20 protein-coding genes are annotated in these 25,315 nt (G+C 59.4%); 9 read left to right on the top strand and 11 right to left on the bottom strand.

Annotated features, from left to right (window positions below; genetic code table 11):
- The first annotated feature begins 12 nt into the window (after positions 1-12).
- The 7 genes from ACSQ87_RS10015 to cobA all read left to right on the top strand — a co-directional run bounded on the left by ACSQ87_RS10015 (position 13) and on the right by cobA (position 10,481).
- Positions 13-588 (top strand): ANTAR domain-containing response regulator, encoded by a 576-nt coding sequence (locus ACSQ87_RS10015; RefSeq protein WP_008146285.1) that lies wholly within the window; start codon positions 13-15, stop codon positions 586-588.
- A gap of 345 nt (positions 589-933) precedes the next feature.
- Positions 934-2,145, top strand: coding sequence for a nitrate/nitrite transporter (locus ACSQ87_RS10010; protein WP_223432139.1), 1,212 nt, complete (start codon positions 934-936; stop codon positions 2,143-2,145).
- Positions 2,146-2,152: 7 nt separating this feature from the next.
- The gene (locus ACSQ87_RS10005) at positions 2,153-3,823 is read left to right on the top strand and encodes a bifunctional protein-serine/threonine kinase/phosphatase (protein ID WP_223432140.1); all 1,671 of its coding nucleotides are present in this window, start codon (positions 2,153-2,155) and stop codon (positions 3,821-3,823) included.
- A gap of 403 nt (positions 3,824-4,226) precedes the next feature.
- Positions 4,227-6,680 carry a nitrite reductase large subunit NirB gene (gene nirB, locus ACSQ87_RS10000; RefSeq protein WP_223432141.1) on the top strand — a complete coding sequence of 818 codons (2,454 nt, stop codon included), beginning with the start codon at positions 4,227-4,229 and terminating at the stop codon, positions 6,678-6,680.
- Positions 6,677-6,994 (top strand): nitrite reductase small subunit NirD, encoded by a 318-nt coding sequence (gene nirD, locus ACSQ87_RS09995; RefSeq protein ID WP_008146292.1) that lies wholly within the window; start codon positions 6,677-6,679, stop codon positions 6,992-6,994. Before nirB ends, nirD begins: the two co-directional genes overlap by 4 nt.
- Positions 6,994-9,708 (top strand): nitrate reductase, encoded by a 2,715-nt coding sequence (locus ACSQ87_RS09990; protein WP_223432142.1) that lies wholly within the window; start codon positions 6,994-6,996, stop codon positions 9,706-9,708. The genes nirD and ACSQ87_RS09990 overlap by 1 nt, the downstream gene beginning before the upstream one ends.
- 11 nt (positions 9,709-9,719) lie before the next feature.
- Positions 9,720-10,481 carry a uroporphyrinogen-III C-methyltransferase gene (gene cobA / locus ACSQ87_RS09985; RefSeq protein ID WP_223432143.1) on the top strand — a complete coding sequence of 254 codons (762 nt, stop codon included), beginning with the start codon at positions 9,720-9,722 and terminating at the stop codon, positions 10,479-10,481.
- 151 nt (positions 10,482-10,632) lie between these two features.
- Here cobA and ACSQ87_RS09980 read toward each other — a convergent pair whose 3' ends face one another.
- The 8 genes from ACSQ87_RS09980 to ppsA form a co-directional block, all read right to left on the bottom strand.
- Entirely contained in the window at positions 10,633-11,667 is a 1,035-nt protein-coding gene (locus ACSQ87_RS09980) for an OmpA family protein (RefSeq protein WP_150655276.1), read from the bottom strand.
- A 107-nt stretch (positions 11,668-11,774) separates the two neighbouring features.
- A complete protein-coding gene (sigX, locus tag ACSQ87_RS09975) occupies positions 11,775-12,365 on the bottom strand; it encodes an RNA polymerase sigma factor SigX (RefSeq protein WP_010456518.1) in 591 nt (196 codons plus the stop codon).
- A gap of 88 nt (positions 12,366-12,453) precedes the next feature.
- Positions 12,454-13,278, bottom strand: a complete 825-nt coding sequence (locus tag ACSQ87_RS09970) for a mechanosensitive ion channel family protein (protein WP_008027407.1) — start codon at positions 13,276-13,278, stop codon at positions 12,454-12,456.
- Positions 13,279-13,280: 2 nt separating this feature from the next.
- Complete coding sequence (locus ACSQ87_RS09965) at positions 13,281-13,529, bottom strand: hypothetical protein (RefSeq protein ID WP_008146303.1); 249 nt, start codon at positions 13,527-13,529, stop codon at positions 13,281-13,283.
- 63 nt (positions 13,530-13,592) lie between these two features.
- Positions 13,593-14,588, bottom strand: a complete 996-nt coding sequence (locus ACSQ87_RS09960; protein ID WP_223432144.1) for a zinc transporter ZntB — start codon at positions 14,586-14,588, stop codon at positions 13,593-13,595.
- Positions 14,589-14,614: 26 nt separating this feature from the next.
- The gene (gene rraA, locus ACSQ87_RS09955) at positions 14,615-15,106 is read right to left on the bottom strand and encodes a ribonuclease E activity regulator RraA (RefSeq protein WP_150655274.1); all 492 of its coding nucleotides are present in this window, start codon (positions 15,104-15,106) and stop codon (positions 14,615-14,617) included.
- A 121-nt stretch (positions 15,107-15,227) separates the two neighbouring features.
- The gene (locus ACSQ87_RS09950) at positions 15,228-16,217 is read right to left on the bottom strand and encodes an alpha/beta fold hydrolase (protein ID WP_223432145.1); all 990 of its coding nucleotides are present in this window, start codon (positions 16,215-16,217) and stop codon (positions 15,228-15,230) included.
- Positions 16,218-16,308: 91 nt separating this feature from the next.
- Positions 16,309-18,684 carry a phosphoenolpyruvate synthase gene (gene ppsA / locus ACSQ87_RS09945; protein WP_150655272.1) on the bottom strand — a complete coding sequence of 792 codons (2,376 nt, stop codon included), beginning with the start codon at positions 18,682-18,684 and terminating at the stop codon, positions 16,309-16,311.
- A 174-nt stretch (positions 18,685-18,858) separates the two neighbouring features.
- On the opposite strand from ppsA, the gene ppsR reads away from it, so the two are divergent.
- Entirely contained in the window at positions 18,859-19,677 is an 819-nt protein-coding gene (gene ppsR / locus ACSQ87_RS09940; protein ID WP_223432146.1) for a posphoenolpyruvate synthetase regulatory kinase/phosphorylase PpsR, read from the top strand.
- A gap of 141 nt (positions 19,678-19,818) precedes the next feature.
- On the opposite strand, the gene ACSQ87_RS09935 is transcribed toward ppsR, so the two are convergent.
- Positions 19,819-21,228 (bottom strand): PLP-dependent aminotransferase family protein, encoded by a 1,410-nt coding sequence (locus ACSQ87_RS09935; protein WP_223432147.1) that lies wholly within the window; start codon positions 21,226-21,228, stop codon positions 19,819-19,821.
- Between the two features lie 137 nt (positions 21,229-21,365).
- Here ACSQ87_RS09935 and ACSQ87_RS09930 point away from each other — a divergent pair, with 137 nt between their 5' ends.
- Entirely contained in the window at positions 21,366-22,268 is a 903-nt protein-coding gene (locus ACSQ87_RS09930; RefSeq protein ID WP_223432154.1) for a DMT family transporter, read from the top strand.
- A gap of 7 nt (positions 22,269-22,275) precedes the next feature.
- Here ACSQ87_RS09930 and prpD read toward each other — a convergent pair whose 3' ends face one another.
- The gene (prpD, locus tag ACSQ87_RS09925; RefSeq protein ID WP_223432148.1) at positions 22,276-23,760 is read right to left on the bottom strand and encodes a 2-methylcitrate dehydratase; all 1,485 of its coding nucleotides are present in this window, start codon (positions 23,758-23,760) and stop codon (positions 22,276-22,278) included.
- A 309-nt stretch (positions 23,761-24,069) separates the two neighbouring features.
- A complete protein-coding gene (gene prpF / locus ACSQ87_RS09920; protein ID WP_223432149.1) occupies positions 24,070-25,272 on the bottom strand; it encodes a 2-methylaconitate cis-trans isomerase PrpF in 1,203 nt (400 codons plus the stop codon).
- Between the last annotated feature and the right edge of the window lie 43 nt (positions 25,273-25,315).

The raw sequence follows: 25,315 nt of genomic DNA, 5'->3' as shown, positions 1-25,315 counted from the left end.
GAGACTGCGAATATGTTGCGTATCCTGCTGATCAACGACACCGCGAAGAAAGTCGGTCGCCTGAAAGCGGCCCTGACCGAAGCCGGATTCGAGGTGATCGACGAGTCGGGTCTGACCATCGACCTGCCCGCGCGCGTCGAAACGGTGCGTCCGGACGTGATTTTGATCGATACCGAGTCACCGAGCCGCGATGTGATGGAACAAGTGGTGCTGGTGAGCCGCGACCAACCGCGGCCGATCGTGATGTTTACCGATGAACATGACCCCGACGTGATGCGTCAGGCGATCAAGTCCGGGGTCAGTGCCTACATCGTCGAAGGCATCCACGCACAGCGCTTGCAGCCGATTCTCGATGTGGCCATGGCGCGCTTTGAAAGCGACCAGGCCCTGCGCGCCCAACTCAACGCCCGCGACCAGCAACTGGCCGAGCGCAAGCGCATCGAGCTGGCCAAAGGGCTGCTGATGAAAATGAAGGACTGCAACGAGGAAGAGGCCTACACCCTGATGCGCCGCCAGGCCATGAGCCGGCAGCAGAAGCTGATTCAGGTGGCGGAGCAGATCATTGCCATGAGCGAGCTGCTCGGCTGAAGCCCTGCGGTGAATGCCCTATCGCCTTCGCGAGCAAGTCGGATCGCCGCACCGCCGCTCCCACATTTGATCGCGGTCTAATGTGGGAGCGGGCTTGCTCGCGAATGGCCGCGACTCGGTTTCGACTGTTGGCACAGATCTCGCTAGGTAATCGCTACAGGTAACCAACGGCGGTTGCCCCACCTACGACAAAGACGTCGCTCACCTCATTTGCCCTTTGGCGAATCCGGTGGCGGCGTTTTTTTGTTTTGGCCCCACAGACCGGGGCCGGTGGTGCGGCCGATGCGGCGCCCCACCTGCAAGCTCATGACTCCTTCTCGAGACTCCTAACAGCTGAGGTGCGCGATGAATTCAAGCTTCTGGAAATCTGGCCATACCCCGACATTGTTCGCGGCCTTCCTCTATTTCGACCTGAGTTTCATGGTCTGGTACCTGCTCGGCCCACTGGCAGTGCAAATCGCCGCCGATCTGCACCTGACCACCCAGCAGCGCGGGCTGGTGGTGGCCACGCCGATTCTGGCCGGGGCGGTGTTGCGCTTTGTAATGGGCTTGCTGGCTGATCGCCTGTCACCGAAAACCGCCGGGCTGATTGGCCAGGTGATCGTCATCTGCGCCCTGTTCGGCGCCTGGAAACTCGGCATTCACAGTTACGAACAAGCGCTGGTGCTGGGCCTGTTCCTCGGCATGGCCGGCGCGTCCTTCGCCGTCGCCCTGCCGCTGGCCTCGCAATGGTACCCACCACAACACCAAGGCAAAGCCATGGGTATCGCCGGTGCCGGTAACTCGGGCACCGTGCTCGCCGCACTGATCGCCCCGGTGCTGGCGGCTGCGTTTGGCTGGAGCAACGTGTTCGGCTTCGCGCTGATCCCGCTGATCCTGACCATCATCGTCTTCGCCTGGCTGGCCAAAAACGCGCCTGAGCGGCCAAAAGCCAAGTCCGTGTCCGACTACTTCAAGGCCTTGGGCGACCGCGACAGCTGGTGGTTCATGTTTTTCTACAGCGTGACCTTCGGCGGCTTCATCGGCCTGGCCAGTGCCCTGCCCGGCTATTTCAACGACCAATATGGCCTCAGCCCGGTAACTGCCGGTTACTACACCGCAGCCTGCGTGTTCGGTGGCAGCTTGATGCGTCCGTTGGGCGGCGCGCTGGCCGACCGCTTCGGTGGCATTCGCACCCTTTTGGGGATGTACACGGTGGCGGCGGTCTGCATCACTGCGGTGGGTTTCAATCTGCCGAGTTCCTACGCCGCGCTGGCACTTTTCGTCTGCACCATGCTCGGTTTGGGTGCCGGTAACGGCGCCGTTTTCCAATTGGTGCCGCAGCGCTTTCGTCGGGAGATCGGCGTGATGACCGGTTTGATCGGCATGGCCGGCGGTATTGGTGGATTTGCACTGGCAGCGGGCATGGGCGCGATCAAGCAAAGCACCGGCAGCTATCAACTGGCGTTGTGGTTGTTCGCCAGCCTTGGCGTTCTGGCGTGGTTCGGTCTGCACGGCGTGAAACGTCGCTGGAGAACCACTTGGGGTTCGGCAGCCGTGACCGCTGCTCGGGTCTGAGGCCTCAATGAGCCTGCAACTGAGTTTTGCCGAAGCGAGCGCCATCGGCCCTCGCGAGGAGAATCAGGACGCCCTGCGCTTGGTGACTCCAGCCCCGGCGCTGGCGGCGAGCAAGGGTTACCTGTTCGCCATCGCCGATGGCGTCAGCCAGTGCGCCGATGGCGGTCTCGCCGCCCGCTCGACGCTGCAGGCACTGGCGCTGGATTACTACGCAACGCCGGAAACCTGGGGCGTCGCGCAGGCACTGGATCGCCTGCTGCTGGCACAAAACCGCTGGTTGCAGGCCAATGGTGGCGGGCAACCGTTGCTCACCACTGTCAGTGCTTTAGTCATGCGCGGTAGGCGGTTTACCTTGGCTCATGTCGGCGATTGCCGGGTTTATCGCTGGCACGCCGACACTTTGCAGCGGGTCAGTGAGGATCACGTCTGGGACCAACCAGGCATGCAGCATGTGCTCAAGCGAGCATTGGGGCTCGATCAGCATTTGGTGCTGGATTTTCTCGATGGCGAACTGCGGCTGAACGAAAGTTTCGTATTGCTCAGCGACGGTATTTGGGCCGTGCTGGGCGACACCGCGATTGCGGCAATTCTGCGCGATCAACCGGATCTGAACACCGCGGCGCAGACCTTGGTCAACGCGGCACATCTGGCCGGCAGCCAGGACAACGCCAGCGCCTTGCTGGTGCGAGTCGATGCCCTGGGTGAAACGAGCATCGGCGATGCGTTGATTCATTTGCAGCAATGGCCACTGCCGCCAGCCTTGAAACCAGGCCAGACTTTCGAGGGTTGGCAGGTCGAAGGGATACTCGGTCAGAGCCAGCAGTCATTGCTCTATCGGGTACGCGATGGGCAACAACAACCCTGGCTGCTGAAAACCTTGCCGGGCGCGCTGCGTGACGATCACTTGGCCGGGCAGGCGTTGCTGTCGGAAGAATGGTTTCTCAAGCGCGTGGCCGGGCGGCATTTCCCTGAAGTCCATGCCGCCAGTCAGCGTCAGCATTTGTACTACGTGATGCGGGAATATTCCGGATTTACCTTGGCGGAACTGCAAGCAGATGTCGGACCACTGCCTCTGCCCCAATGGCTGGATCTGGCCGAACGCCTGCTGCGCGCCGTTGGCATACTGCATCGACGGCAGATTCTCCATCGCGACATCAAACCGGAGAACCTGCTGCTGGGGGACGACGGCGAATTACGCCTGCTGGACTTCGGTCTCGCCTACTGCCCCGGCCTGTCTGAAGATCAGCCTTCTGCCCTGCCTGGAACGCCCAGCTATATCGCGCCGGAAGCCTTTCGTGGGGAAGCACCGACACCGCAACAGGATTTGTATGCCGTCGGCGTGACCTTGTATTTCCTGCTCACCGGGCATTATCCCTACGGCGAAATCGAAGCCTTCCAGCGCCCACGGTTCGGGGTTTCTGTCAGCGCCAGTCGCTATCGACCCGACCTGCCGGAATGGATTGCGCAAAGTCTGGAGCGCGCTGTGGCGGCGGATCCGGGTCAGCGCTTTGAAACGGCGGAAGAATGGTTGCTGCTGTTGGAACAGGGCGAGCGGCGCAGTTTGAGCGTGCGACCCAGACCGCTGCTGGAGCGCGAACCGTTGAAGGTCTGGCGGACCTTGGCGCTGGTGTCGTTGCTGGTGAACCTGGTGCTGCTGTTTTTACTGTTTCATGGCTGAGTTTTTCACTGCCCCCAAAAGATCAAAAGATCGCAGCCTGCGCCAGCTCCTACGGGTGGCCCACGATCCCCTGTAGGAGCTGGCGCAGCCTGCGATCTTTTGATCTTTCTGCTTCAAAACCGGGCATCGCGCATTGAACCGGTGCACGCAAACACCCTTCTCCCATGCTGAGAGCCCATAAATTCGGCATTTGTCCGACTTGGCACAACCACTGCATTACCTTTCTCAACAGACATAAAGCCCAGCCTTCAACGACGAAGGATGCGCTTCCCGAGAGAACGGGACCAGGACAAAGGCGTCCTCGCTAGGCAACTAGCGGGACGCCTTTTTTTGTTTGCGCAAATTTTGTCGAGCAAGACCTGTAAGCCCTGATGAGGCGGGTCCGAGCTCCCCGGAGAACCTGATGAAAAAACTAAAACTGGTGATGATCGGCAACGGCATGGCCGGGGTTCGTACCCTGGAAGAACTGCTCAAGCTGAGCAATGAGCTGTACGACATCACGGTCTTCGGCGCCGAACCTCATACCAACTACAACCGCATCCTGCTGTCGCCCGTGCTGGCCGGCGAACAAACCTTCGAAGAGATCGTGCTGAACGATCTGGACTGGTACCTGGACAACAACATCAAACTGCTGCTCAACCGCAAAGTGGTGGAGATCGACCGGGTCAAACGCCGGGTGATCGCCGAAGACGGCAGCGAGGCCGAATACGATCGTCTGCTGATCGCCACCGGCTCGACTCCGTTCATCCTGCCGATCCCCGGCAACACCTTGCACGGCGTGATCGGCTACCGCGACATCGCCGACACCCAGGCAATGATCAACACCGCGAAAACCCACAAGCACGCCGTTGTGATCGGTGGCGGCCTGCTCGGCCTGGAAGCCGCCAACGGCCTGATGCTGCGCGGCATGCACGTCACCGTGGTGCACATCGGTGAATGGTTGCTGGAGCGGCAACTGGATAAAACCAGCGGCCAGTTGCTGCAAACCGCCCTGGAGGCCCGCGGCCTGCACTTTCGTCTTTGCGAGCAAACCCAGGCCCTGCACGATGCCGGCAATGGCCGGGTCGGCTCGGTTGAGTTCAAGAATGGCGACATCATCCCCGCCGACCTGGTGGTGATGGCCGCCGGTATTCGCCCCAACACCGAACTCGCGGAAAAATCCGGCATCCCCTGCAACCGCGGGATTCTGGTCAACGACACCCTGCAAACCTACGACCCGCGCATCTACGCCATCGGCGAATGCGCCAGCCACCGCGGCATCGCTTACGGCCTGGTGGCGCCGCTGTTTGAACAGGCCAAGGTCTGCGCCAACCACCTCGCCCAACTGGGCTTCGCCACCTACAAGGGTTCGGTGACGTCGACCAAATTGAAAGTGACCGGCATCGACCTGTTCTCCGCCGGCGACTTCATGGGCGGCGAAGGCACCGAAACCATCACCCTCTCCGACCCTATCGGCGGGGTCTACAAAAAACTGGTGATCAAGGATGACGTGCTGGTCGGGGCCTGTCTGTACGGCGATACGGCAGACGGTGGCTGGTATTTCCGGCAGATCCGTGAGAATCACGCCATCGACGAGATCCGCGATCACCTGATGTTCGGCGAAAACGCTTTAGGCGACGTAGGACATCAAGGCCAGGACAAAGCCATGAGCATGGCCGACACCGCCGAAGTCTGCGGCTGCAACGGCGTGTGCAAAGGCACCATCGTCAAGGCGATTCAGGAGCACGGGTTGTTCAGCGTCGACGACGTCAAGAAGCACACCAAGGCTGCCAGCTCCTGCGGCTCTTGCGCTGGCCTGGTGGAACAGATCCTGATCAACACCGTGGGCGGCGCCGCAGACGTCAAACCGAAAAGCGAAAAAGCCATTTGCGGTTGCAGCGACCTGAACCACGGGCAAATTCGTCAGGCCATCCGCGAGCAGCATCTGCTGACCATCGCCGGCACCCTGAGCTATTTGAACTGGCGCACGCCGAACGGCTGCGCCACGTGCCGCCCGGCGCTCAACTACTACCTGATTTCCACCTGGCCTGGCGAAGCCAAGGACGATCCGCAATCGCGCCTGATCAATGAACGCGCCCACGCCAACATTCAGAAGGACGGCACTTACTCTGTAGTCCCTCGGATGTGGGGCGGTGTGACCAATCCTTCGGAACTGCGGCGCATTGCCGACGTGGCCGACAAATACAACGTGCCAATGGTCAAGGTGACCGGAGGCCAGCGTATCGATTTGCTGGGGATCAAGAAGCAGGACTTGCCAGGCGTCTGGAAGGATCTCGACATGCCGTCCGGCCACGCCTACGGCAAATCCATCCGCACCGTGAAGACTTGCGTCGGCAGCGAGTTCTGCCGCTTCGGCACCCAGAACTCCACGCAACTGGGCATCGAGCTTGAGCACGACCTGTTCAACATGTGGTCGCCGCACAAAGTGAAACTGGCCGTCTCCGGTTGCCCACGCAACTGTTCGGAAGCGGGCATCAAGGACGTCGGAATTATCGGCGTGGATTCGGGCTGGGAGATGTACATCGGCGGCAACGGCGGGATCAAGACCGAAGTCGCGGAATTCTTCGTCAAGCTGAAAACCGCCGAGGAAGTGCGCGAATACAACGGCGCGTTCCTGCAGCTCTATCGCGAAGAAGCTTTCTACCTCGAACGCACCGTGCATTACCTGCAACGGGTCGGCATGGAACACATCAAGAAAGCCGTGCTGGAAGACCCGGAGCGGCGCAAGGCGCTCAACGATCGCTTGCAGTTTTCCTTGTCGTTCGAACAGGACCCGTGGAAGGAACGCCTGGAACAACCGCTGCTGAAGAAAGAATTCGAAGTCATCGCAGTGAAGAACCTGGAGGTGTCGGCATGAACTGGCTGGATATCTGCGCACTGGAAGAAATCAATGCCCTGGGCTCGCGGATCATCGCGGGCCCGAAAGGCGACATCGCGATTTTTCGTACCAGCGATGATGAGGTTTTCGCACTCGACGACCGTTGCCCGCACAAGGGCGGGCCACTGTCCCAAGGTTTGATCTACGGCAAACGGGTCGCCTGCCCGCTGCATAACTGGCAGATCGACCTGGAAACCGGCGAAGCCCAGGCCCCGGACATCGGTTGCGCTCACCACCATTCAGCACGGGTCGAGAATGGCCGGGTGTTGCTGGCCCTGCGGGAAGCAAGCTGATGAACCAGATCACCGCTTCCACCTGCTGCTATTGCGGGGTCGGCTGCGGCGTGCTGATCGAGCATGACGGCGAGCGCATTCTCGGCGTCAGCGGCGATCCGGCCCACCCGGCCAACTTCGGCAAACTGTGCAGTAAAGGCTCTACCTTGCACCTGACCGGCGACCTCGCGGCCCGGGCGTTGTATCCCGAACTGCGCCTGGGCAAAGGCCTGGCCCGTAGCCGCACTGACTGGGACACCGCCCTCGATCACGCCGCCAGCGTTTTTGCCGAGACTATCGCCGAACACGGCCCGGACAGCGTGGCGTTCTACATTTCCGGGCAATTACTGACCGAGGATTACTACGCCTTCAACAAACTGGCGCGAGCGCTAGTGGGCACCAACAACATCGACAGCAATTCACGCCTGTGCATGTCTTCGGCAGTGGTCGGCTACAAGCGCAGCCTGGGCGCCGACGCACCGCCGTGCAGCTACGAAGACCTGGAATTGAGCGACTGCGTGATGATCGTCGGCAGCAACATGGCCTACGCCCACCCGATACTTTTCCGTCGACTGGAGGAAGCGAAATCCCGCCGGCCGCAGATGAAAGTCATCGTCATCGACCCGCGTCGTACCGACACCTGCGATCTGGCTGACCTGCATTTGGCCATTCTGCCGGGCACCGATGTCGCCTTGTTCCATGGGATTTTGCACCTGCTGCTGTGGGAAGACTGGGTCGACCGCGACTTCATCAAGGCCCACACCGAAGGCTTGGCCGAACTGAAGAACCTGGTGCGCGATTACACGCCGCAGATGGTTTCGCAGCTCTGCGGGATCAGCGTCGAGCAACTGCAGCAATGCGCCGAATGGGTTGGCACTTCACCGAGCTTCCTGTCGCTGTGGTGCATGGGCTTGAACCAGTCCACCGCCGGCAGCGCGAAAAACAGCGCACTGATCAACCTGCACCTGGCCACCGGGCAAATCGGCCGCCCCGGCGCAGGACCTTTCTCGCTGACCGGTCAGCCAAATGCCATGGGCGGCCGCGAAACCGGCAGCTTGTCGAACCTGCTGCCAGGCCATCGCGAGGCCGCCAATGCCGAACATCGCGCGGAAGTGGCGGCGTATTGGGGCGTGGATCAACTGCCTGCAAACACCGGGCTCACCGCTATCGAGTTGTTTGAGCAGGTGCGCAGCGGAAAAATCAAGGCGCTGTGGATCGCTTGCACCAACCCTGCGCAATCAATGCCGGATCAAACCGCCGTACGCGCGGCACTGCAAGCCTGCCCGTTCGTGGTGTTGCAGGAGGCCTTTCGTACCACCGAAACCGCAGCCTTCGCAGACCTGTTGCTGCCCGCCGCCAGTTGGGGCGAAAAGGACGGTACGGTGACCAACTCCGAACGGCGCATTTCCCACGTTCGCCGAGCGATCGTCGCACCCGGTGAAACCCGCTCGGACTGGGCGATCACGGTGGATTTCGCACAGCGCCTGGAAAAATATCTGCGTCCCGGGCAAACCAGCCTGTTTGCCTTTGAAAACCCGGCGCAGGTCTTCGACGAATACAAGCAATTGACCCGCGGACGTGATCTGGACTTGTCCGGCATCAGTCATGCACTGATCGACCGCCTCGGCCCGCAGCAATGGCCCTTCCCCACTGGCGCCGGCGAAGGCACGGCCCGGCTGTACCTGGACGGAATTTTCCCGACGGCCAGCGGACGTGCGCAATTCGTGGCCGACCCGTACCGCGCCGCCAAGGAACAACGCGACGCGCGCTTCCCGCTGACCCTGATCACCGGCCGCCTGCGGGACCAATGGCACGGCATGAGCCGCACCGGCACCGCCGCACAGCTATTCGGCCACGTCAGCGAAGCGGTGTTGAGTTTGCACCCGGATGAACTGCGCCGGCATCGGCTGCAATCGGGCGACCTGGTCAGTCTGAAAAGTCGCCGTGGCGCGGTGATTGTCGCCGTCGGCGGTGACGACAGCGTGCGACCCGGTCAGGCCTTTCTGCCGATGCATTGGGGTGACCGCTTCCTCAAGGGTGGCGTAAATACCCTCACTCTTCCCGCCTTCGACCCGCTATCGAAACAGCCCGAACTCAAACACAGCGGCGTGCGCCTGGAACCGGTGCAACTGCCATGGAACCTGTTCGCCCTGATCGAGGGCGATGTTCAACAGCATTTTGAGACGCTACGGCCACTCTGTGAGGCGTTTTCCTACGTCAGCCTCAGCTTGGCCGGTCGCGAACGTCCCGCGTTGCTGATACGCGCTGCCAGCGCCGCTGCGCCCGACCCGCAATTGCTGCGTGATATCGATCAATGCCTGGGACTCAACGATGGCCCGGTTTTGGCCTACGACGACCCACGGCGCTCCATCGGTAAACGCGTGCGGATCGAGAACGGCCGGATCACTGCCATTCGCCTGGCCGGTGAAACCCTTGCCCAACACTGGCTGCAAAGCCTGTGGCTGGAAGGTCGCGCCGACGAACAACTGCGGCGCTGGCTGCTGGCACCGCTGAGCGCCCCACCGGGCAACGCCAATACGCCGACCGCCGGTAACAAAACCCTGTGCAACTGCAAAAACGTCAGCCAAAGCGCGGTCTGCGCCGGCATTAGCCGCGGCCTGGACCTGCAGGGTTTGAAACAAGAATTGGGCTGCGGCACGCAATGCGGCTCCTGCGTCCCGGAAATCAAGCGTTTGCTGGCCGCCACTGCGCAGCCGGTCGCCGTCACCTCGTGAGGAAAAACACTATGAGCGCAAAAGTCTGGCTGGTGGGTGCGGGTCCTGGCGATCCGGAATTGTTGACCCTCAAGGCCGTGCGGGCGTTGAGCGAAGCGGATGTGGTGCTGATCGATGACCTGGTCAACGATGCAGTGCTGGAGCATTGCCCGCAGGCGCGGATCATTCCCGTGGGCAAGCGCGGCGGGTGTCGCTCCACACCTCAGGCGTTCATTCATCGCCTGATGCTGCGTTACGCCCGCCAGGGTAAATGCGTGGTGCGGCTCAAGGGCGGCGACCCGTGCATTTTTGGCCGAGGCGGTGAAGAGGCGCAGTGGCTGCGTGAACATGGGGTCGAAGTGGAACTGGCCAACGGCATCACTGCCGGGCTTGCCGGAGCAACACAATGCGACATTCCGTTGACCCTGCGGGGCGTTGCTCGTGGCGTGACGCTGGTCACCGCCCACACTCAGGATGGCAGTAGCCTGAACTGGCAAGCCCTGGCCCAAGGTGGCACGACGCTGGTGGTGTATATGGGTGTCGCAAAACTGAGCGAGATTCGTGAGCAGTTGCTCGCCGGAGGAATGTCGGCGGATACACCGGTGGCAATGATTGAAAACGCTTCCCTGCCACACCAACGGGAATGTCGGAGCGATCTGACAGCGATGGAAGAAGATGCCAGCAGCTTCGAGCTCAAAAGCCCGGCGATCCTGGTGATCGGTGCTGTCGCGGGGAGTGATGAGATCAAAAGATCGTCCGAACGCGGCCCGAGCCTTCGGCAGCTCCTACATTGACCGTGTGCAAATCCAATCCCGTAGGAGCTGCCGAAGGCTCGGGCCGCGTTTCGGACGATCTTTTCGCCGCAACGCAAATCTCCCGCTAAAACCCAAATCGCAGACAAAGAAAAGCCCGGCCTAAGCCGGGCTTTTCAGAGCTGCGAGCTAATTACTTAGCTTGAGCTTCAACCTGCGCTTCTACGCGACGGTTTACAGCGCGACCAGCTTCAGTTTTGTTGTCAGCAACAGGGCGGGATTCGCCGTAGCCAACAGACTGAACGCGGGACGATTCAACACCGTACTGGTTGGTCAGAACTTGCTTAACGGCGTTTGCACGACGCTCGGACAGTTTCTGGTTGTAAGCGTCAGGACCGACGGAGTCAGTGTGACCTTCAACAGTAGTGCTGGTGGATGGGTACTGCTTCATGAAGTCAGCGAGGTTTTTGATGTCGCCGTAGCTGTTTGGCTTGACTACCGACTTGTCGAAGTCGAATTTCACGTCCAGCTCAACACGAACAACTTCAGCAACTGCTGGGCAGCCATCAGCGTCAACAGTTACGTTGGCTGGGGTGTCCGGGCACTTGTCAACGTTGTCGCACACGCCATCGTTGTCGCTGTCGGAGCAGACTTCAGCGGGTGCTGGAACTGGAGCAGCAGCAGGCTTGGAGCCGCCACCGAAGTTCACACCGATACCGACGCTTGGAGCCCACTCGGTGTCGCCCTGGTCGATGTTGTATTGAGCTTCAACGCCAGCACGGGCGTAGAAGTTCTCGGTGAAGTACAGCTTGGCACCGCCGCCAACGTTGGCGAAAGTGGAACGGTTACGACCGCCACCGCCGTTCTGGCCAATGCTCTGGTCCGAGAAACCGGCAGAAACGTATGGACGGACCATGTCGCCTGGGTTGTTGAAGTGGTACAGAGCGTCCAGAGCGGTATCAGCGCCCTTGATGTTACGACCGTCGTCGGAACGCACGTTGTGCACTTCGTCGTAGCCCAGACGCAGTTCAACGTCGTCGGTCAGGAAGTAACCAACCGAACCACCGAAGAGGTTGCCGTTGTTCTTGAAGTTACGAGCGCTGTCGAATTGTTCTTTCTTGGCGAAGCCTTCGATTTCAACTGCGCCTTGGCCTTGTGCCAGAGCGCCGAACGAAGTGGCGGCAATCAAAGAACCAATGGCCAAGCCCAAGGTGTTTTTCAGTTTCATCCGTTAAATCCCCATCTGGTGATTGTGAAGCAGTCCCGCAAACCGGGGGACAACTCGGCGGCAAGTCTATCAGAACTTGCCTACACGTAAGAGATATTTGCGCCGAACTAAGTTTCAGCAATGCCTGCAAATTTCTCACGCAATTTATCTAGAGCACGTTTGTAACGCATTTTTGTCGCACTCAAACCCATGTGCATGATATCCGCGATCTCTTGAAATTCCAGCTCTGCGACAAATCGTAGCACCAGAATTTCACGGTCAATCGGGTTCACATACACTAACCAGCGATCGAGTCCACCCTTGTCCTCAGGTTTCGGCGTCTTTTCTTCAGACGCTTCCTCGAGGGGGTCCAGACTCAAAGCATCCATCAAGCGACGCTTTCGCCGTTCTTTCCGATACTGCGTGATGCACTCGTTGTACGTGATGCTATATAGCCATGTCTTGAACTTCGATTTGCCCTCGAAGTTCTTCAGGCCATACAGCACCTTCAACATCACTTCCTGACAGACATCGTCTGCGTCACGATCGTTCCCAAGATACCGCGCACAGACGTTAAACAATGTTCGCTGGTAACGCCGCATCAGTTCTTCATAGGCGCGAGTTACGTGAAACAGCTCGGTATGCGAGCGCGCGACCAACTCCTCATCAGAGAGCTCGCGGGGGTCGTAGCGCGTGGACAGCGATTGAGCTTTATTCAAAACAAGTCGGGCCGACAGTCAGGTCAATGTCCGCCGCAACCCTTTTCAGGGCATTTTGCGGCGGCATACATTAGCAGGGTTTGCCGGGTTAGCGGCTACTCACATGCTGTTCCAGGAGAATCCGATTGGAGAGTGAGACTAGCTCACCCTCATCGGTCAGCAATGTGGTTTTAACCGTGCCGATCTCTTCGATCTGACCTTCGACCTCGCCAACACGCACTTGTTGCCCAACCTGATACAACTCACGCACATAGATTCCCGCAAGAATCTGACCGGCAATTTCCCGGCTTCCCAACCCCATGGCCAGCGCAACCGCCAGACCAACGGTAATCAATACGATCACAATCACGTGGTTGAGCAGGTCAGTCTTGACCTCCAACTGGCTGATCGCGACCGAAATACTGATGATAATTACCAGGCCCTGGGCAATTCGCCCCAAGCCCGCAGCGTAGTCCAGCCCTACGCCCTCTGCCGCCCCCCGCACCAGCCCATTGGCCAATTGCGCGAGCAAAACACCCACCAGCAGCACCAGCGCGGCGCCAAATACTTTCGGCAAATACAGCGCAAGCATGTCAAGCGTAGCCGAAACTCGCTCAAGTCCAAGGGATTCTGCGGCAGAAACCAGAAAAATCAGCAGAACGAACCAATAGACAATCTTGCCAATCAAGGTCGAGATCGGCACTTGAAGGCCAGCCCGGGACAACAATTTGGTCAGTCCGGTGCCGCCCATCAGGCGATCGAGCCCCAGCTTGGCGAGCAACTTGGACAGCAAAGTGTCCAAAAGTTTCGCAACGACGAAACCCAACAGCAGCACAACCAGTGCGCCGAACAGGTTCGGGATGAAATTTGCAACCTTGGTCCATAACGCAGTCATTGCAGTGACGAGGCTCTGAGTCCAGAGATCAAGTTCCATATTCAATCAGCCTTATCAGCAGTGCGAACGGTAGGTTTACGGTGACGGGAAACCGGAGCGACATGGGCCGATCCGTTATTCAAGGCGATCATCAGCGCGGGCAGCCAGCGGCCCAGCAGGCTGAACAGATCACCGGCGCCGACCTGGCGGTTGGCGGTTTTCAGTACACGCCCAAGGCACGCATCGTCGTCCCGGGTGGACGGTGATGCCTTGAGCATGTCACGCAAAGACTGTTCAAACGGATCGTGCATACGCACCTCTCGTGATGTCTGTGAAAGACGCGGTCAAATTTGCTCGGGTCACATGGCTCACCCTCAGACCCAGCGCAAACGTCGGAATAACCACCACTGCCCCAGCGCCACCGAGACCATCATCAGGCACGCGATCAGGAAGCCATAGGGGCTTGCAGAGAACGGAATCCCGCCGACATTGATGCCCAGAAGCCCCGTCAGAAAACTCATCGGCAAAAAGATCCCGGTGATGATCCCGAAGCGGTACATCGTGCGGTTCATTCGCACGCTCAAACGTCTATCTTCGGCCTCAAGGACCAACCCCACCCGCTCCCGGGTCAATTCCAGCTCCTCGAGATACCGGGTCAGGCTGTTGTTCAATTCGTTCCAGTAATCACCGTCGTCTTCGACGAACCAAGGCAGTTTTATCCGTGTCAGCTGTCCGAATATTTCCCGCTGCGGTGCAAGAAAACGTTTCAGCGCAGCGGCCCTGCGACGGATCTGCAAAACGGCGCCGTGCTCGGGTGTGTACCGTTCGTCGGCATCCAGCTTTTCTTCTTCCTCATCGACCACTTCCGAGAGGCAACTGACCAGATCCTGCACCTTGTTGGTGAGGTATTGCGCCATACAAAGGATGAGTTCTGACGCCGTTTTCGGTCCTTTGCCTTCGGCGAGCTGCACCAGCAACTCATCGGTGGCGCGCAATGGACGCAAACGCAGAGAAATAACCCGCTGGGCTGACCCAAAAATCCGCACCGAGACCATGTCTTCCGGCTCGGCGCCCGGGTTCAGGTTGACCCCACGCAAAAATAGCAGCAGTTCGCTGTCCGAAAGCTGTAAAAGACGCGGTCGGGTGTTTTCTTCAAGTAAAAGATCACAACTGAATTCGCTCAGACCGCTGGATTTTCGCAACCAGGTCCGGGTTTGCGGGTGACTGCGATCCCAGTGCAGCCACAGGCTTTCATGGGTCTGCAGCTGCAAGTCATCGAGTTCAGTCCGGGCTATCGAACGCGCACCGCCTTTACCGTCCAGCACCAGGGCATGCACCAGCCCCCACTGCGCGTTTTCTTCCTCGAACATCCTCACCCCTTTGTTGGTGTAGCGCTTTATTCAGGCATCTTCAGCGGGCTTGGCGAGATGATCACGCCGTTATTGTCCGCGTAGATGTAATGGCCTGGATGGAACGTCACGCCAGCAAAGGTCACGGCTACGTTGAGATCGCCGATACCGCGTTTGTCGGTTTTCATCGGGTGGCTGGCCAGGGCCTGAACACCCAGGTCGGTTTGCGCAATGACGTCGACGTCGCGGATGCAACCGTAGATCACCAGCCCTTCCCAACCGTTTTTCGCGGCTTTCTCGGCGATCAAGTCGCCCAGCAGTGCACGTCGCAGGGAACCGCCACCGTCGACCACTAACACCTTGCCATTGCCCTTGAGCTCGGCTTGTTCCTTGACCAGCGAGTTGTCTTCGAAGCATTTGATGGTCACGATTTCGCCGCCGAAGGAATCACGGCCACCGAAATTGCTGAACATCGGTTCCAGCACCTGCACCAGCTCCGGATAGGCGTCGCACAGGTCAGGCGTGAGGTAATGATTCATCGAGAAACTCCTGTAAAGAGGAAGACAATCGAGGGTGTCGAAACGTGACCAGAACAGCTCAATGCGTCATATCTTAGCCGCAAGCCGAACGGAGCGAAATGCCCTTGTTAGAGCATCAGGCTCAGACCGCCGCAGCCAGATCCGGTTTTCCACCCGGCAATGGCGTTTGCTGATCTGCCAACCAGCGCGCCACCAGCGGCCAGACTTCAGTCTGGGCGGCTTTGCTGACGAGCATCTCCACATGACCGAAATTATCGCCAAAGCCCTGCTCGCGACCCAGGTTGATAAATTGCTTATGCTCGGAACCCACCTGATCGAACAGCTTGCGACAAGCCCAGGTCGGGTCCTGATGGTCACCGGCGGCACTCACGGCCAATACCGGTAACTGAACGTCGGCCAATCCGGCCCACCAATCCTTGTCGGCGTCGCCAAAGCGACCAAACAGGCCATGCCAGCGCATGCTTTCCAGGGCCAGGCCAATGGGCTCGTCCTCCGGGCCGCGCTTGAGCCGTGAACCGGACAACTGGGCAAAACGTTTGAGAATGAAGCGCCCGCTCCACTCCACCGGCGGAATTTTCAACGGCCAGTAGGTGCGACTGATTTGAGTACCGAAAAACGCCGCGGAAGCCACCAACGGCTCGCCGATGTACTCACCACCCAATGCCGCTGCCAGCGTAATCCCGCCCAGCGAGTGACCGATCCAGTGCGGGATCTGGCCGCTCTGCTCGCTCACGAACGCGCCAATGGCCGGCAAATCGTAACGGGCGTAGTCGGCAACGCGGTTCTTGCGGTAGTTCTGGTTGCGCTGGGACAGGCCGTGGCCACGCATTTCGGGAATCCATACATCGAATCCCAGACGCGTCAGATAGGCGCCCAGTCCAAGCCCCTTTGGGGAAAACCAGAACCGGCGATTGGAAAAGCTGCCGTGAAGCAAAATAACCGGAACGCCACGCGCGTCTGAGCCATCCGCCATGCCCAGGCGCGTCACAGCCAGTTCGACGGTGCCGTCAGGGCTGTTGCCGGGTTTCAGACGATAGACGTCTTCGCTCAGATCGCCGCGCCGCTCGGCGCTGATCAGGGCGACAGGAAATAGGTTGCTGCTGCTTTGCATAATGCTCTTGCACAAAAAAGGGCGGCTTCCAGAGGAGCCCGCCCTACTTGATTCTTAAAGCCTCGGCCACTTGACCGAGGCTTCATTCACATCAAGCCGAAGCTTGACCTTCAGCCAGGAAGAACCAGGTTTCCAGTACGGAATCGGGGTTCAACGAAACGCTTTCGATGCCCTGCTCCATCAGCCACTTGGCCAGATCAGGGTGGTCCGAAGGACCCTGACCGCAAATGCCGATGTACTTGCCAGCCTTGTTGCAGGCCTGAATCGCGTTGGCCAGCAGCTTCTTGACCGCCGGATTACGCTCGTCGAACAGGTGCGCGATGATCCCGGAGTCACGGTCCAGGCCCAGGGTCAGCTGGGTCAGGTCGTTGGAACCGATGGAGAAGCCGTCGAAGAACTCGAGGAATTCTTCCGCGAGGATCGCGTTGGACGGCAGTTCGCACATCATGATGATGCGCAGACCATTCTCGCCGCGGGCCAGGCCATTTTCGGCCAACAGATCGATCACTTGGCTAGCTTCGCCCAATGTACGGACGAACGGCACCATGATTTCGACGTTGGTCAGGCCCATCTCGTTGCGCACGCGCTTGAGGGCGCGGCACTCGAGCTCGAAGCAGTCACGGAACGATTCGCTGATGTAACGCGAAGCACCGCGGAAGCCCAGCATCGGGTTTTCTTCTTCCGGCTCGTAGAGCTTGCCGCCGATCAGGTTGGCGTATTCGTTGGACTTGAAGTCCGACAGACGCACGATGACCTTTTTCGGGGTGAACGCAGCGGCCAGGGTGCTGATGCCTTCAACCAGCTTGTCGACATAGAAGCCAACCGGATCGTCGTAACCGGCGATGCGCTTGTCGACGCTGTCCTTGATGTCCTGCGGCAGACCGTCGTAGTTCAACAGCGCTTTCGGGTGAACACCGATCATGCGGTTGATGATGAATTCCAGACGGGCCAGGCCCACACCGGCATTCGGCAGCTGTGCGAAGTCGAAGGCGCGGTCCGGGTTGCCGACGTTCATCATGATCTTGAACGGCAGATCAGGCATGGCATCCACGGAGTTTTTCTTGATGTCGAAGCCCAGTTCGCCTTCGAAGATGTAACCGGTGTCGCCTTCAGCGCAGGAAACGGTCACGCCCTGGCCGTCCTTCAACAACTGGGTGGCGTTGCCGCAACCGACCACAGCCGGGATGCCCAGCTCGCGAGCGATGATCGCCGCGTGGCAGGTACGGCCGCCACGGTTGGTGACGATGGCGCTGGCGCGCTTCATGACCGGTTCCCAGTCCGGGTCGGTCATGTCGGAGACCAGAACGTCGCCTGGCTGGACTTTGTCCATCTCGGACACGTCCTTGATGATGCGGACTTTGCCGGCGCCGATGCGCTGGCCGATGGCGCGGCCTTCAACCAGCACGGTGCCGGTTTCTTTCAGCAGGTAACGTTCCATGACGTTGGCCTGGGTGCGGCTCTTCACGGTTTCAGGACGGGCCTGAACGATGTAGAGCTTGCCGTCGTCGCCGTCTTTGGCCCATTCGATGTCCATCGGGCACTTGTAGTGCTTCTCGATGATCATCGCTTGCTTGGCCAGTTCGCTGACTTCGGCATCGCTCAGGCAGAAACGTGCGCGATCAGCCTTGTCGACGTCGATGGTCTTGACCGACTTACCGGCCGTGGCCACTTCGCCGTAGATCATCTTGATGGCTTTGCTGCCCAGGTTGCGACGCAGGATGGCCGGACGGCCGGCTTCCAGCGTGCCTTTGTGGACGTAGAACTCATCCGGGTTCACCGCGCCTTGCACGACGGTTTCACCCAGGCCGTAGGCGCCGGTGATGAACACCACGTCACGGAAGCCCGATTCGGTATCGAGGGTGAACATCACGCCGGCAGTGCCGGTTTCAGAGCGGACCATGCGCTGCACGCCGGCCGACAGGGCTACCAGCTTGTGGTCGAAGCCCTGGTGGACGCGGTAGGAAATCGCGCGGTCGTTGAACAGCGAAGCGAACACCTCTTTGGCGGCGCGAATAACGTTTTCGACACCACGGATGTTCAGGAAGGTTTCCTGCTGACCGGCGAAGGAAGCGTCCGGCAGGTCTTCGGCGGTAGCGGAAGAGCGCACGGCCACGGCCATGTCAGGGTTGCCGGCCGACAGCGTGGCGAACGCGGTGCGGATCTCGGCGTTGAGCTTCTCAGGGAATTCCGCTTCCATGATCCATTGACGGATCTGGGCGCCGGTCTTGGCCAGGGCGTTGACATCGTCGACGTCCAGGGCGTCGAGGGCGGCGTGGATCTGATCGTTCAGGCCGCTCAGCTCGAGAAAATCACGATAAGCCTGAGCTGTCGTGGCGAAGCCACCGGGCACCGATACACCGGCACCTGCAAGGTTACTGATCATCTCGCCCAGGGATGCGTTCTTGCCCCCTACGTGCTCTACATCATGGACGCCGAGCTTATCGAGGGAAACTACGTACTCTACCAAGGTGATCTCTCCACTAACTGTGTTGGAAAAGCTCAGAAGCCGGCTGCTCTATGGAGCGTTTGCCAGCTGTATGGCCTGGACCTGGAAAATAAGTGAGAATGCGGGCCACTGGCGGCCAGCAAATCGCGCCTATCATATCCAAGATTCGTCACTAGCTTAAGGCCCAAGGTGCAAATGAAACGATCTGCTTTCTTTATCTCCGATGGTACCGGCATCACAGCCGAAACCCTGGGTCAAAGCCTCCTGGCGCAGTTCGAAAACATTACCTTCAGCAAATTCACGAAGCCGTACATCGACAACGCGGAAAAAGCGCGGGTCATGGTACAACAAATCAACAAAGCCGCCGAAAACGATGGTTTTCGGCCGATCATCTTCGACACCATTGTCAATCAGGACATCCGTGAGATCCTCGCAACGTCCAATGGTTTCATGATCGACATTTTCTCGACCTTCCTGGCGCCTCTTGAACAGGAATTGACCGAGCATTCTTCCTACACCGTCGGCAAATCCCACTCGATTGGCAGCAACTCCAATTACATGGAACGCATCGAGGCGGTCAACTTCGCCCTCGACAACGACGACGGTGCGCGCACGCATTATTACGACAAGGCGGACCTGATCCTAGTGGGCGTGTCGCGTTGTGGTAAGACGCCGACGTGTCTGTACATGGCCATGCAATTCGGCATCCGCGCGGCCAACTATCCGCTGACCGAAGACGACATGGAACGCCTGCAATTGCCAGCCACCCTGCGTGCCCACCAGCACAAGCTGTTCGGCCTGACCATCGACCCGGACCGCCTCACCGCGATCCGCAACGAGCGCAAGCCCAACAGCCGCTATTCGAGCTACGCACAGTGCGAATTCGAAGTGCGCGAGGTGGAGAATCTGTTCCGCCGCGAGAGCATTCCGCACATCAATTCCACGCATTTTTCGGTGGAAGAGATTTCGGCGAAGATTCTGGTGGAGAAAGGCGTGGAGCGGCGGTTCAAGTAGTTCTTTAGCGCCTGCCCGGCCGCCTTCGTCGGATCGCCGCCCGGAGCAAGCCCGCTCCCACATTAGACCGCGTACCTTTGCCGCGACTCGGTCTAATGTGGGAGCGGCGGTGCGACGATTCGACTTGCTCGCGAAGAACGATTACACGGTTTCAGTTAATGCCCCCACCAACGCTTCAAACCCTTCCAATAACAACCGATCATCCCCCGCCGAATTACACACACTCGCCCTGATGAACTGCGGCACAGCTCCATGTCCGACCGCAAACATCTCGGCGGTGGCTATCAGATAATTATTCACCTTGAGTTCCTCAGCAATCTGCGAGGCCCGCCACGGCTCGGGCACTTCGATCCAGAAGTGCGGGCTATGGGAATGGGTTTTGTACGTCAAGCCCTCCAGCACACCACTCACCAACGCCTTGCGCCGACCGATCTCGGCAATCTGCTGGCCCAGCAACTGCTCGGCAATGCCGTTTTCTATCCACAGGGTCGCCACCTCCAGCGACAACGGGCTGGCCATCCAGCACGTCCCGCGCACTGCTGCGCTCAAGCGTCCGATCAACGGTTGCGGCGCATGCAGGTAACCGACTCGCAAACCCGCCGAAACCGCCTTGCTCAGGCTGCCGATCAGCACCGAGCGCTCCTGGGCGAAATGGCTCAAGGGTAACGGTCGCTGTTGAGCCAATACCGCATGGGCTTCGTCTTCAAAGATCAACAGATTGTGCTGTCGACAGACCTCTGCAATCGCTTCCCGCCGTGCGACGGACATCACGGCAGCCGTAGGATTCTGGATCGTCGGTGTGCAATACAGCGCCGACACACGATGGTTGCGGCAAACCTCCTCCAGCGCATCGGGCATCAGCCCTTCATCATCCATCCCGACACCGATGAGTTTTATCCCTAGCTGGCGTACGACGCTGATCAACCCCGGGTAGGTCAGGTGCTCCGTCACCAACGTATCGCCTGCCTTGAGCAACCCCATCAAGGCACACAACAGACCGTGCTGGCCGCCGTTCACGCAAACGACCTGCTCGGCGTTCGGGACAAACTCTTTATGCCTGAGCCAGTGCGCGCCCGCCGCACGATAGCGTGGCAATCCAGCCTCGGCGCTGTATCCCCCGAGGTGTTGCAAGGCCTCAGGATCAAGGGACAACGCTTGCAGGCTCTGACTCAAAAAAAGCGCTTCCTGCCCCGGAATCGGTTGATTGCGGCTCATGTCAAAAAACGCCCGCGGTTCATCACTGACATTGCGAAAGCCACCGTCCCGCGGTCGTTCCATCCCGCGCTGACGCACATACGTGCCGTCTCCTACGCGAGCGACCACCAAACCCACACGCTCGAGTTCACCGTAAGCGCGGCTGATGGTGCCGATGGTCACGCCGAGGCTATCCGCCAGCAGCCGATGAGGCGGCAATTTGCAGCCGGGCTCGATCAGCCCTTCAGCGATGCCTTTTTCGATCCCGTCGGCAAGGCGTTTGTACTTCACGCCCAAACCATTGGCGAGGCCGTCGCGCAGGATTGACACCATGGCAATACTTGTTTTGACAGTCATTGCAACCCCGAATAGCGTGCTTGAAACAGGTTCAATCAGGGATAGACCTTTTGCAGAGGGAGGTCAATTCCGACGATAAAAGGAGTTCGATCATGTCCATTGCCATCAGCGCACCTTCACGTACTGCAAAACCCTGGCTGGCCGCCATGGTCACCAGTGTGCTGTTCCTGATCGTGTGCCTGAGCTGGGGCACCACGTGGCTCGGGATCAAGATTGCTGTCGAAAGCGTGCCCCCGCTGACCGCCGCTGGCCTGCGATTCCTCATCGCTTTTCCGTTATTTCTCGGCTTCGCCCTGATCCGTCGTGAACCGCTGCTGTTTCCCAGGGAAAGCCGCTGGTTCTTTGTCTTCGTCACGCTGACGTATTTCAGCCTGCCGTATTACTTGCTCAACTACGGCGAGATGCACGTTTCGTCCGGCCTGACGGCGCTGCTGTTCAGCTGCATGCCGGTGTTCATCCTGCTGTTTTCCGCGCTGTTCCTACGGGAGAGAATCTACCCCTCGCAAGTGCTCGGCATCACCATCGGTTTCGGCAGCCTGTTCATGATCATCCGCAGCCAAGGGCTGCATCTGGACCATGCCGAATTGTTCGGGGTGTTGGCGATCCTCTGTGCGGCGTTGATGCACGCGCTGTGTTACGTGGTGACGAAAAAACACGGCACGGCGATCAGCGTCATCACCTACAACACGCTGCCAATCGGCATCGCCGGGTTGATGCTGTTTGTCGCCGGATTGAGTGTCGAAGCCCCGGTGTTCGATGCCATCACCGTGCGTTCGTGGAGCGCCCTGCTCTATCTGGGGCTGGTGGCGTCGGTGGGCGGGTTTATTGTTTACTTCCTGCTACTCAAGCGGCTGAGCCCGATCATTCTGTCGTTTGTGTTCATCATTTTTCCGGTGTTCGCGGTGATCATCGGTGCCTGGTACGAGGGGCAAACCTTGTCCCGGGAACTGATGATGTACTCGGCGATTTTGCTGACGGGGTTTGCGATCACCAAATTGCCTGTGGAAAAGTGGCTCATCGGCAAAAAAGCAAACCCCTAGGCGACGGTCAGATCACAAACAAATCCACGAACCGATTCACCGGTGTCGCCTCAAGCGCAGCCTGATCCTTGCACAACGCAAAGATCTCGGCGCTGCGCTGGGCGTTGAAGCGGGTCGCCAGGTTGGCCTTGAACTTGTCTTCCAGCAGCGGAATGCCGTCGGTGCGGCGACGGCGATGGCCGATCGGGTACTCCACCAATACGTTCTCGGTGCTGGAGCCGTCCTTGAAGAACACCTGTATCGCATTGGCGATGGAGCGCTTGTCGGCCTCCAGGTATTCGCGGGTGTAGCGCGGGTCTTCGACGATGACCATTTTTTCGCGCAGCACGTCGATGATCGGATGCGCCGCGTGGAAGTCGTCTTCGTACTGCTCGGCCACCAGATTGCCGAACGCCAGCGGCACGGCGGTCATGTACTGAATGCAATGGTCACGGTCCGCAGCGTTGGCCAGCGGGCCGACCTTGGAGATGATGCGGATCGCCGACTCGTGGGTGGTGATGACGATTTTGTCGATTTCGTGCAGGCGATTTCTGACTTGCGGATGCAACGTCACTGCCGCTTCGCAGGCCGTTTGCGCGTGGAATTCGGCGGGGAAGCTGATTTTGAACAGCACGTTCTCCATCACGTAGCTGCCGTACGGCCGGGAGAAGCTGAACGTGCGTTTGTCTTCAGGCTTGAGCGCCAGGTCGTTGTTGGTGTGGCTGAACAGCACGTCGTAGAAACCCCATTGTTTGGCGGTCAGTACGCCGGGGATGCCCATCTCGCCACACATTGCGATCTCCGCCAGACGCACGCCACGGCTGGACGCATCGCCGGCGGCCCAGGATTTACGCGATCCGGCATTCGGCGCATGACGGTAAGTGCGCAGCGCCTGACCGTCGGCGAACGCATGGGACAACGCGGACAACAACTGCTCGCGATTGGCGCCCATCAGCTTGGCGGTCACAGCGGTCGAGGCGACTTTCACCAGGATGACGTGATCCAGGCCTACGCGATTGAAGGAGTTTTCCAGCGCAATCACGCCCTGGATTTCGTGGGCCATGATCATGGCTTCGAGCACCACGCGAACGGTCAGCGGTGCATCGCCATTGGCGAGGCGTTTTTGCGACAAGTGATCGGCCACCGCGAGAATGCCGCCGAGGTTATCGGACGGATGGCCCCACTCGGCCGCGAGCCAGGTGTCGTTGTAGTCGAGCCAGCGAACGATGCATCCGATATCCCACGCCGCTTTGACCGGGTCGAGGCGATGACGGGTGCCGGGGACGCGCGCGCCGAACGGGACGACGGTGCCTTCGACAATCGGGCCAAGGTGTTTAGTGCACTCGGGGAAACGCAGGGCCAAAAGGCCACAGCCCAACGTGTCCATCAGGCAGTTGCGGGCGGTGTCGAGGGCTTCGGCGGATTGGATCTTGAAGTTGAGGGCGTAGTCGGCAATGTCCTGCAGGACCGTGTCGTAGTCGGGGCGGTTGTTCTGGTCGACGTTGGTGCTCATGTTCGATTCACTCCAGTTCAGGATTGTTGAGTGGTGGTGTTCTTCCTCAGGGGCAGGTTTGGTTTTGATTTTTGCAGGTCTGGGGTGCCTGCTTGATTTGTATTTATTCAGGTAGATCTCCCCCTCACCCCAGCCCTCTCCCCACGGGGGAGAGGGGGAAAGGGAGCCGATCTTCAAGCTTTTCAAAATTTAAGTTCGACTCAGATCTTTCAGGTCGATGTAGCGCTAAGAACAACTCGGTCAGTCCCCTCTACCCCCTGGGGCGGTCCGACGTTTCGGGAGGGTTAGGGTGAGGGGGTGGATTTCAGATCAGAACGAATCACCCGGCACGCGGACGTAACCTTCCATCAACACCCGCGCACTGCGGCTCATGATGGCTTTGTTCACAGTCCACTCGCCGTTCACCTGGCTCGCCTCAGCACCCACGCGCAACGTGCCGGATGGGTGCCCGAAACGCACAGCATTGCGCTGAATACCACCCGCTGCGAGGTTCACCAGCGTGCCGGAAATCGCCGCCGCGGTACCGATAGCCACGGCCGCCGTGCCCATCATCGCGTGGTGCAATTTGCCCATGGACAGCGCCCGCACCAACAGATCGACATCGCCCGCCGCAATCGCTTTGCCACTCGAAGCAACGTAGTCCGCAGGCTTGGCCACGAATGCAACCTTAGGCGTGTGCTGACGCTTGGCCGCTTCGTCCAGATCCTTGATCAGGCCCATGCGCAATGCGCCGTAAGCCCGAATGGTTTCAAACATCAGCAACGCTTTCGGATCGCTGTTGATCGCACCTTGCAGCTCGGTGCCGGTGTAACCGATGTCTTCGGCGTTGACGAAAATTGTCGGAATACCGGCGTTGATCATGGTCGCCTTGAAGGTCCCGACACCGGGCACTTCGAGGTCATCGACCAGGTTGCCGGTAGGAAACATCGAACCGCCGCCGCCCTCTTCTTCCGCCGCCGGGTCCATGAATTCGACCTGCACTTCAGCGGCCGGAAAGGTCACGCCGTCGAGTTCGAAATCACCGGTTTCCTGCACTTCACCGTTGGTGATCGGCACGTGAGCGATGATGGTCTTGCCGATGTTGGCCTGCCACACGCGAACCACGGCAACGCCGTTGTGCGGGATGCGACTGGCGTCCACCAAACCATTGCTGATGGCGAACGAACCGACCGCCGCCGACAGGTTGCCGCAGTTACCGCTCCAGTCGACGAAAGGCTTGTCGATGGATACCTGACCGAACAGGTAATCGACATCGTGATCGGCCTTGATGCTTTTCGACAGGATCACGGTTTTGCTGGTGCTGGAGGTCGCGCCGCCCATGCCGTCGATTTGCTTGTCGTACGGGTCGGGGCTGCCGATCACGCGCAACAACAAAGCATCGCGAGCCGGGCCTGGAACCTGTGCCGCTTCGGGCAGGTCTTTCAGGCTGAAGAACACGCCTTTACTGGTGCCGCCACGCATGTAGGTGGCGGCGATTTTAATTTGAGGGGCGATTTGAGGTGCGTGAGCCATGATGTTCCTTTTAGGATCGAGCGGGACCGCATGGCCCCGCCCG

Source organism: Pseudomonas sp. LjRoot277 (genome assembly GCF_964253845.1).
In the GTDB taxonomy this organism is placed as follows: Bacteria; Pseudomonadota; Gammaproteobacteria; order Pseudomonadales; family Pseudomonadaceae; genus Aquipseudomonas.
This window is presented reverse-complemented; position numbering and strand designations above follow the sequence as displayed.

Coding starts and splice junctions, on each gene's coding strand:
- ACSQ87_RS09980 (WP_150655276.1), bottom strand. CDS start 11,667: ATGAAACTGAAAAACACCTTGGGCTTGGCCATTGGTTCTTTGATTGCC.
- cobA (WP_223432143.1), top strand. CDS start 9,720: ATGAGCGCAAAAGTCTGGCTGGTGGGTGCGGGTCCTGGCGATCCGGAA.
- ppsR (WP_223432146.1), top strand. CDS start 18,859: ATGAAACGATCTGCTTTCTTTATCTCCGATGGTACCGGCATCACAGCC.
- prpF (WP_223432149.1), bottom strand. CDS start 25,272: ATGGCTCACGCACCTCAAATCGCCCCTCAAATTAAAATCGCCGCCACC.
- ACSQ87_RS09970 (WP_008027407.1), bottom strand. CDS start 13,278: ATGGAACTTGATCTCTGGACTCAGAGCCTCGTCACTGCAATGACTGCG.
- ACSQ87_RS09950 (WP_223432145.1), bottom strand. CDS start 16,217: ATGCAAAGCAGCAGCAACCTATTTCCTGTCGCCCTGATCAGCGCCGAG.
- ACSQ87_RS09935 (WP_223432147.1), bottom strand. CDS start 21,228: ATGACTGTCAAAACAAGTATTGCCATGGTGTCAATCCTGCGCGACGGC.
- ACSQ87_RS09960 (WP_223432144.1), bottom strand. CDS start 14,588: ATGTTCGAGGAAGAAAACGCGCAGTGGGGGCTGGTGCATGCCCTGGTG.
- ACSQ87_RS10010 (WP_223432139.1), top strand. CDS start 934: ATGAATTCAAGCTTCTGGAAATCTGGCCATACCCCGACATTGTTCGCG.
- nirB (WP_223432141.1), top strand. CDS start 4,227: ATGAAAAAACTAAAACTGGTGATGATCGGCAACGGCATGGCCGGGGTT.
- nirD (WP_008146292.1), top strand. CDS start 6,677: ATGAACTGGCTGGATATCTGCGCACTGGAAGAAATCAATGCCCTGGGC.
- rraA (WP_150655274.1), bottom strand. CDS start 15,106: ATGAATCATTACCTCACGCCTGACCTGTGCGACGCCTATCCGGAGCTG.
- ACSQ87_RS09965 (WP_008146303.1), bottom strand. CDS start 13,529: ATGCACGATCCGTTTGAACAGTCTTTGCGTGACATGCTCAAGGCATCA.
- ACSQ87_RS09990 (WP_223432142.1), top strand. CDS start 6,994: ATGAACCAGATCACCGCTTCCACCTGCTGCTATTGCGGGGTCGGCTGC.
- ACSQ87_RS10005 (WP_223432140.1), top strand. CDS start 2,153: ATGAGCCTGCAACTGAGTTTTGCCGAAGCGAGCGCCATCGGCCCTCGC.
- prpD (WP_223432148.1), bottom strand. CDS start 23,760: ATGAGCACCAACGTCGACCAGAACAACCGCCCCGACTACGACACGGTC.
- ACSQ87_RS10015 (WP_008146285.1), top strand. CDS start 13: ATGTTGCGTATCCTGCTGATCAACGACACCGCGAAGAAAGTCGGTCGC.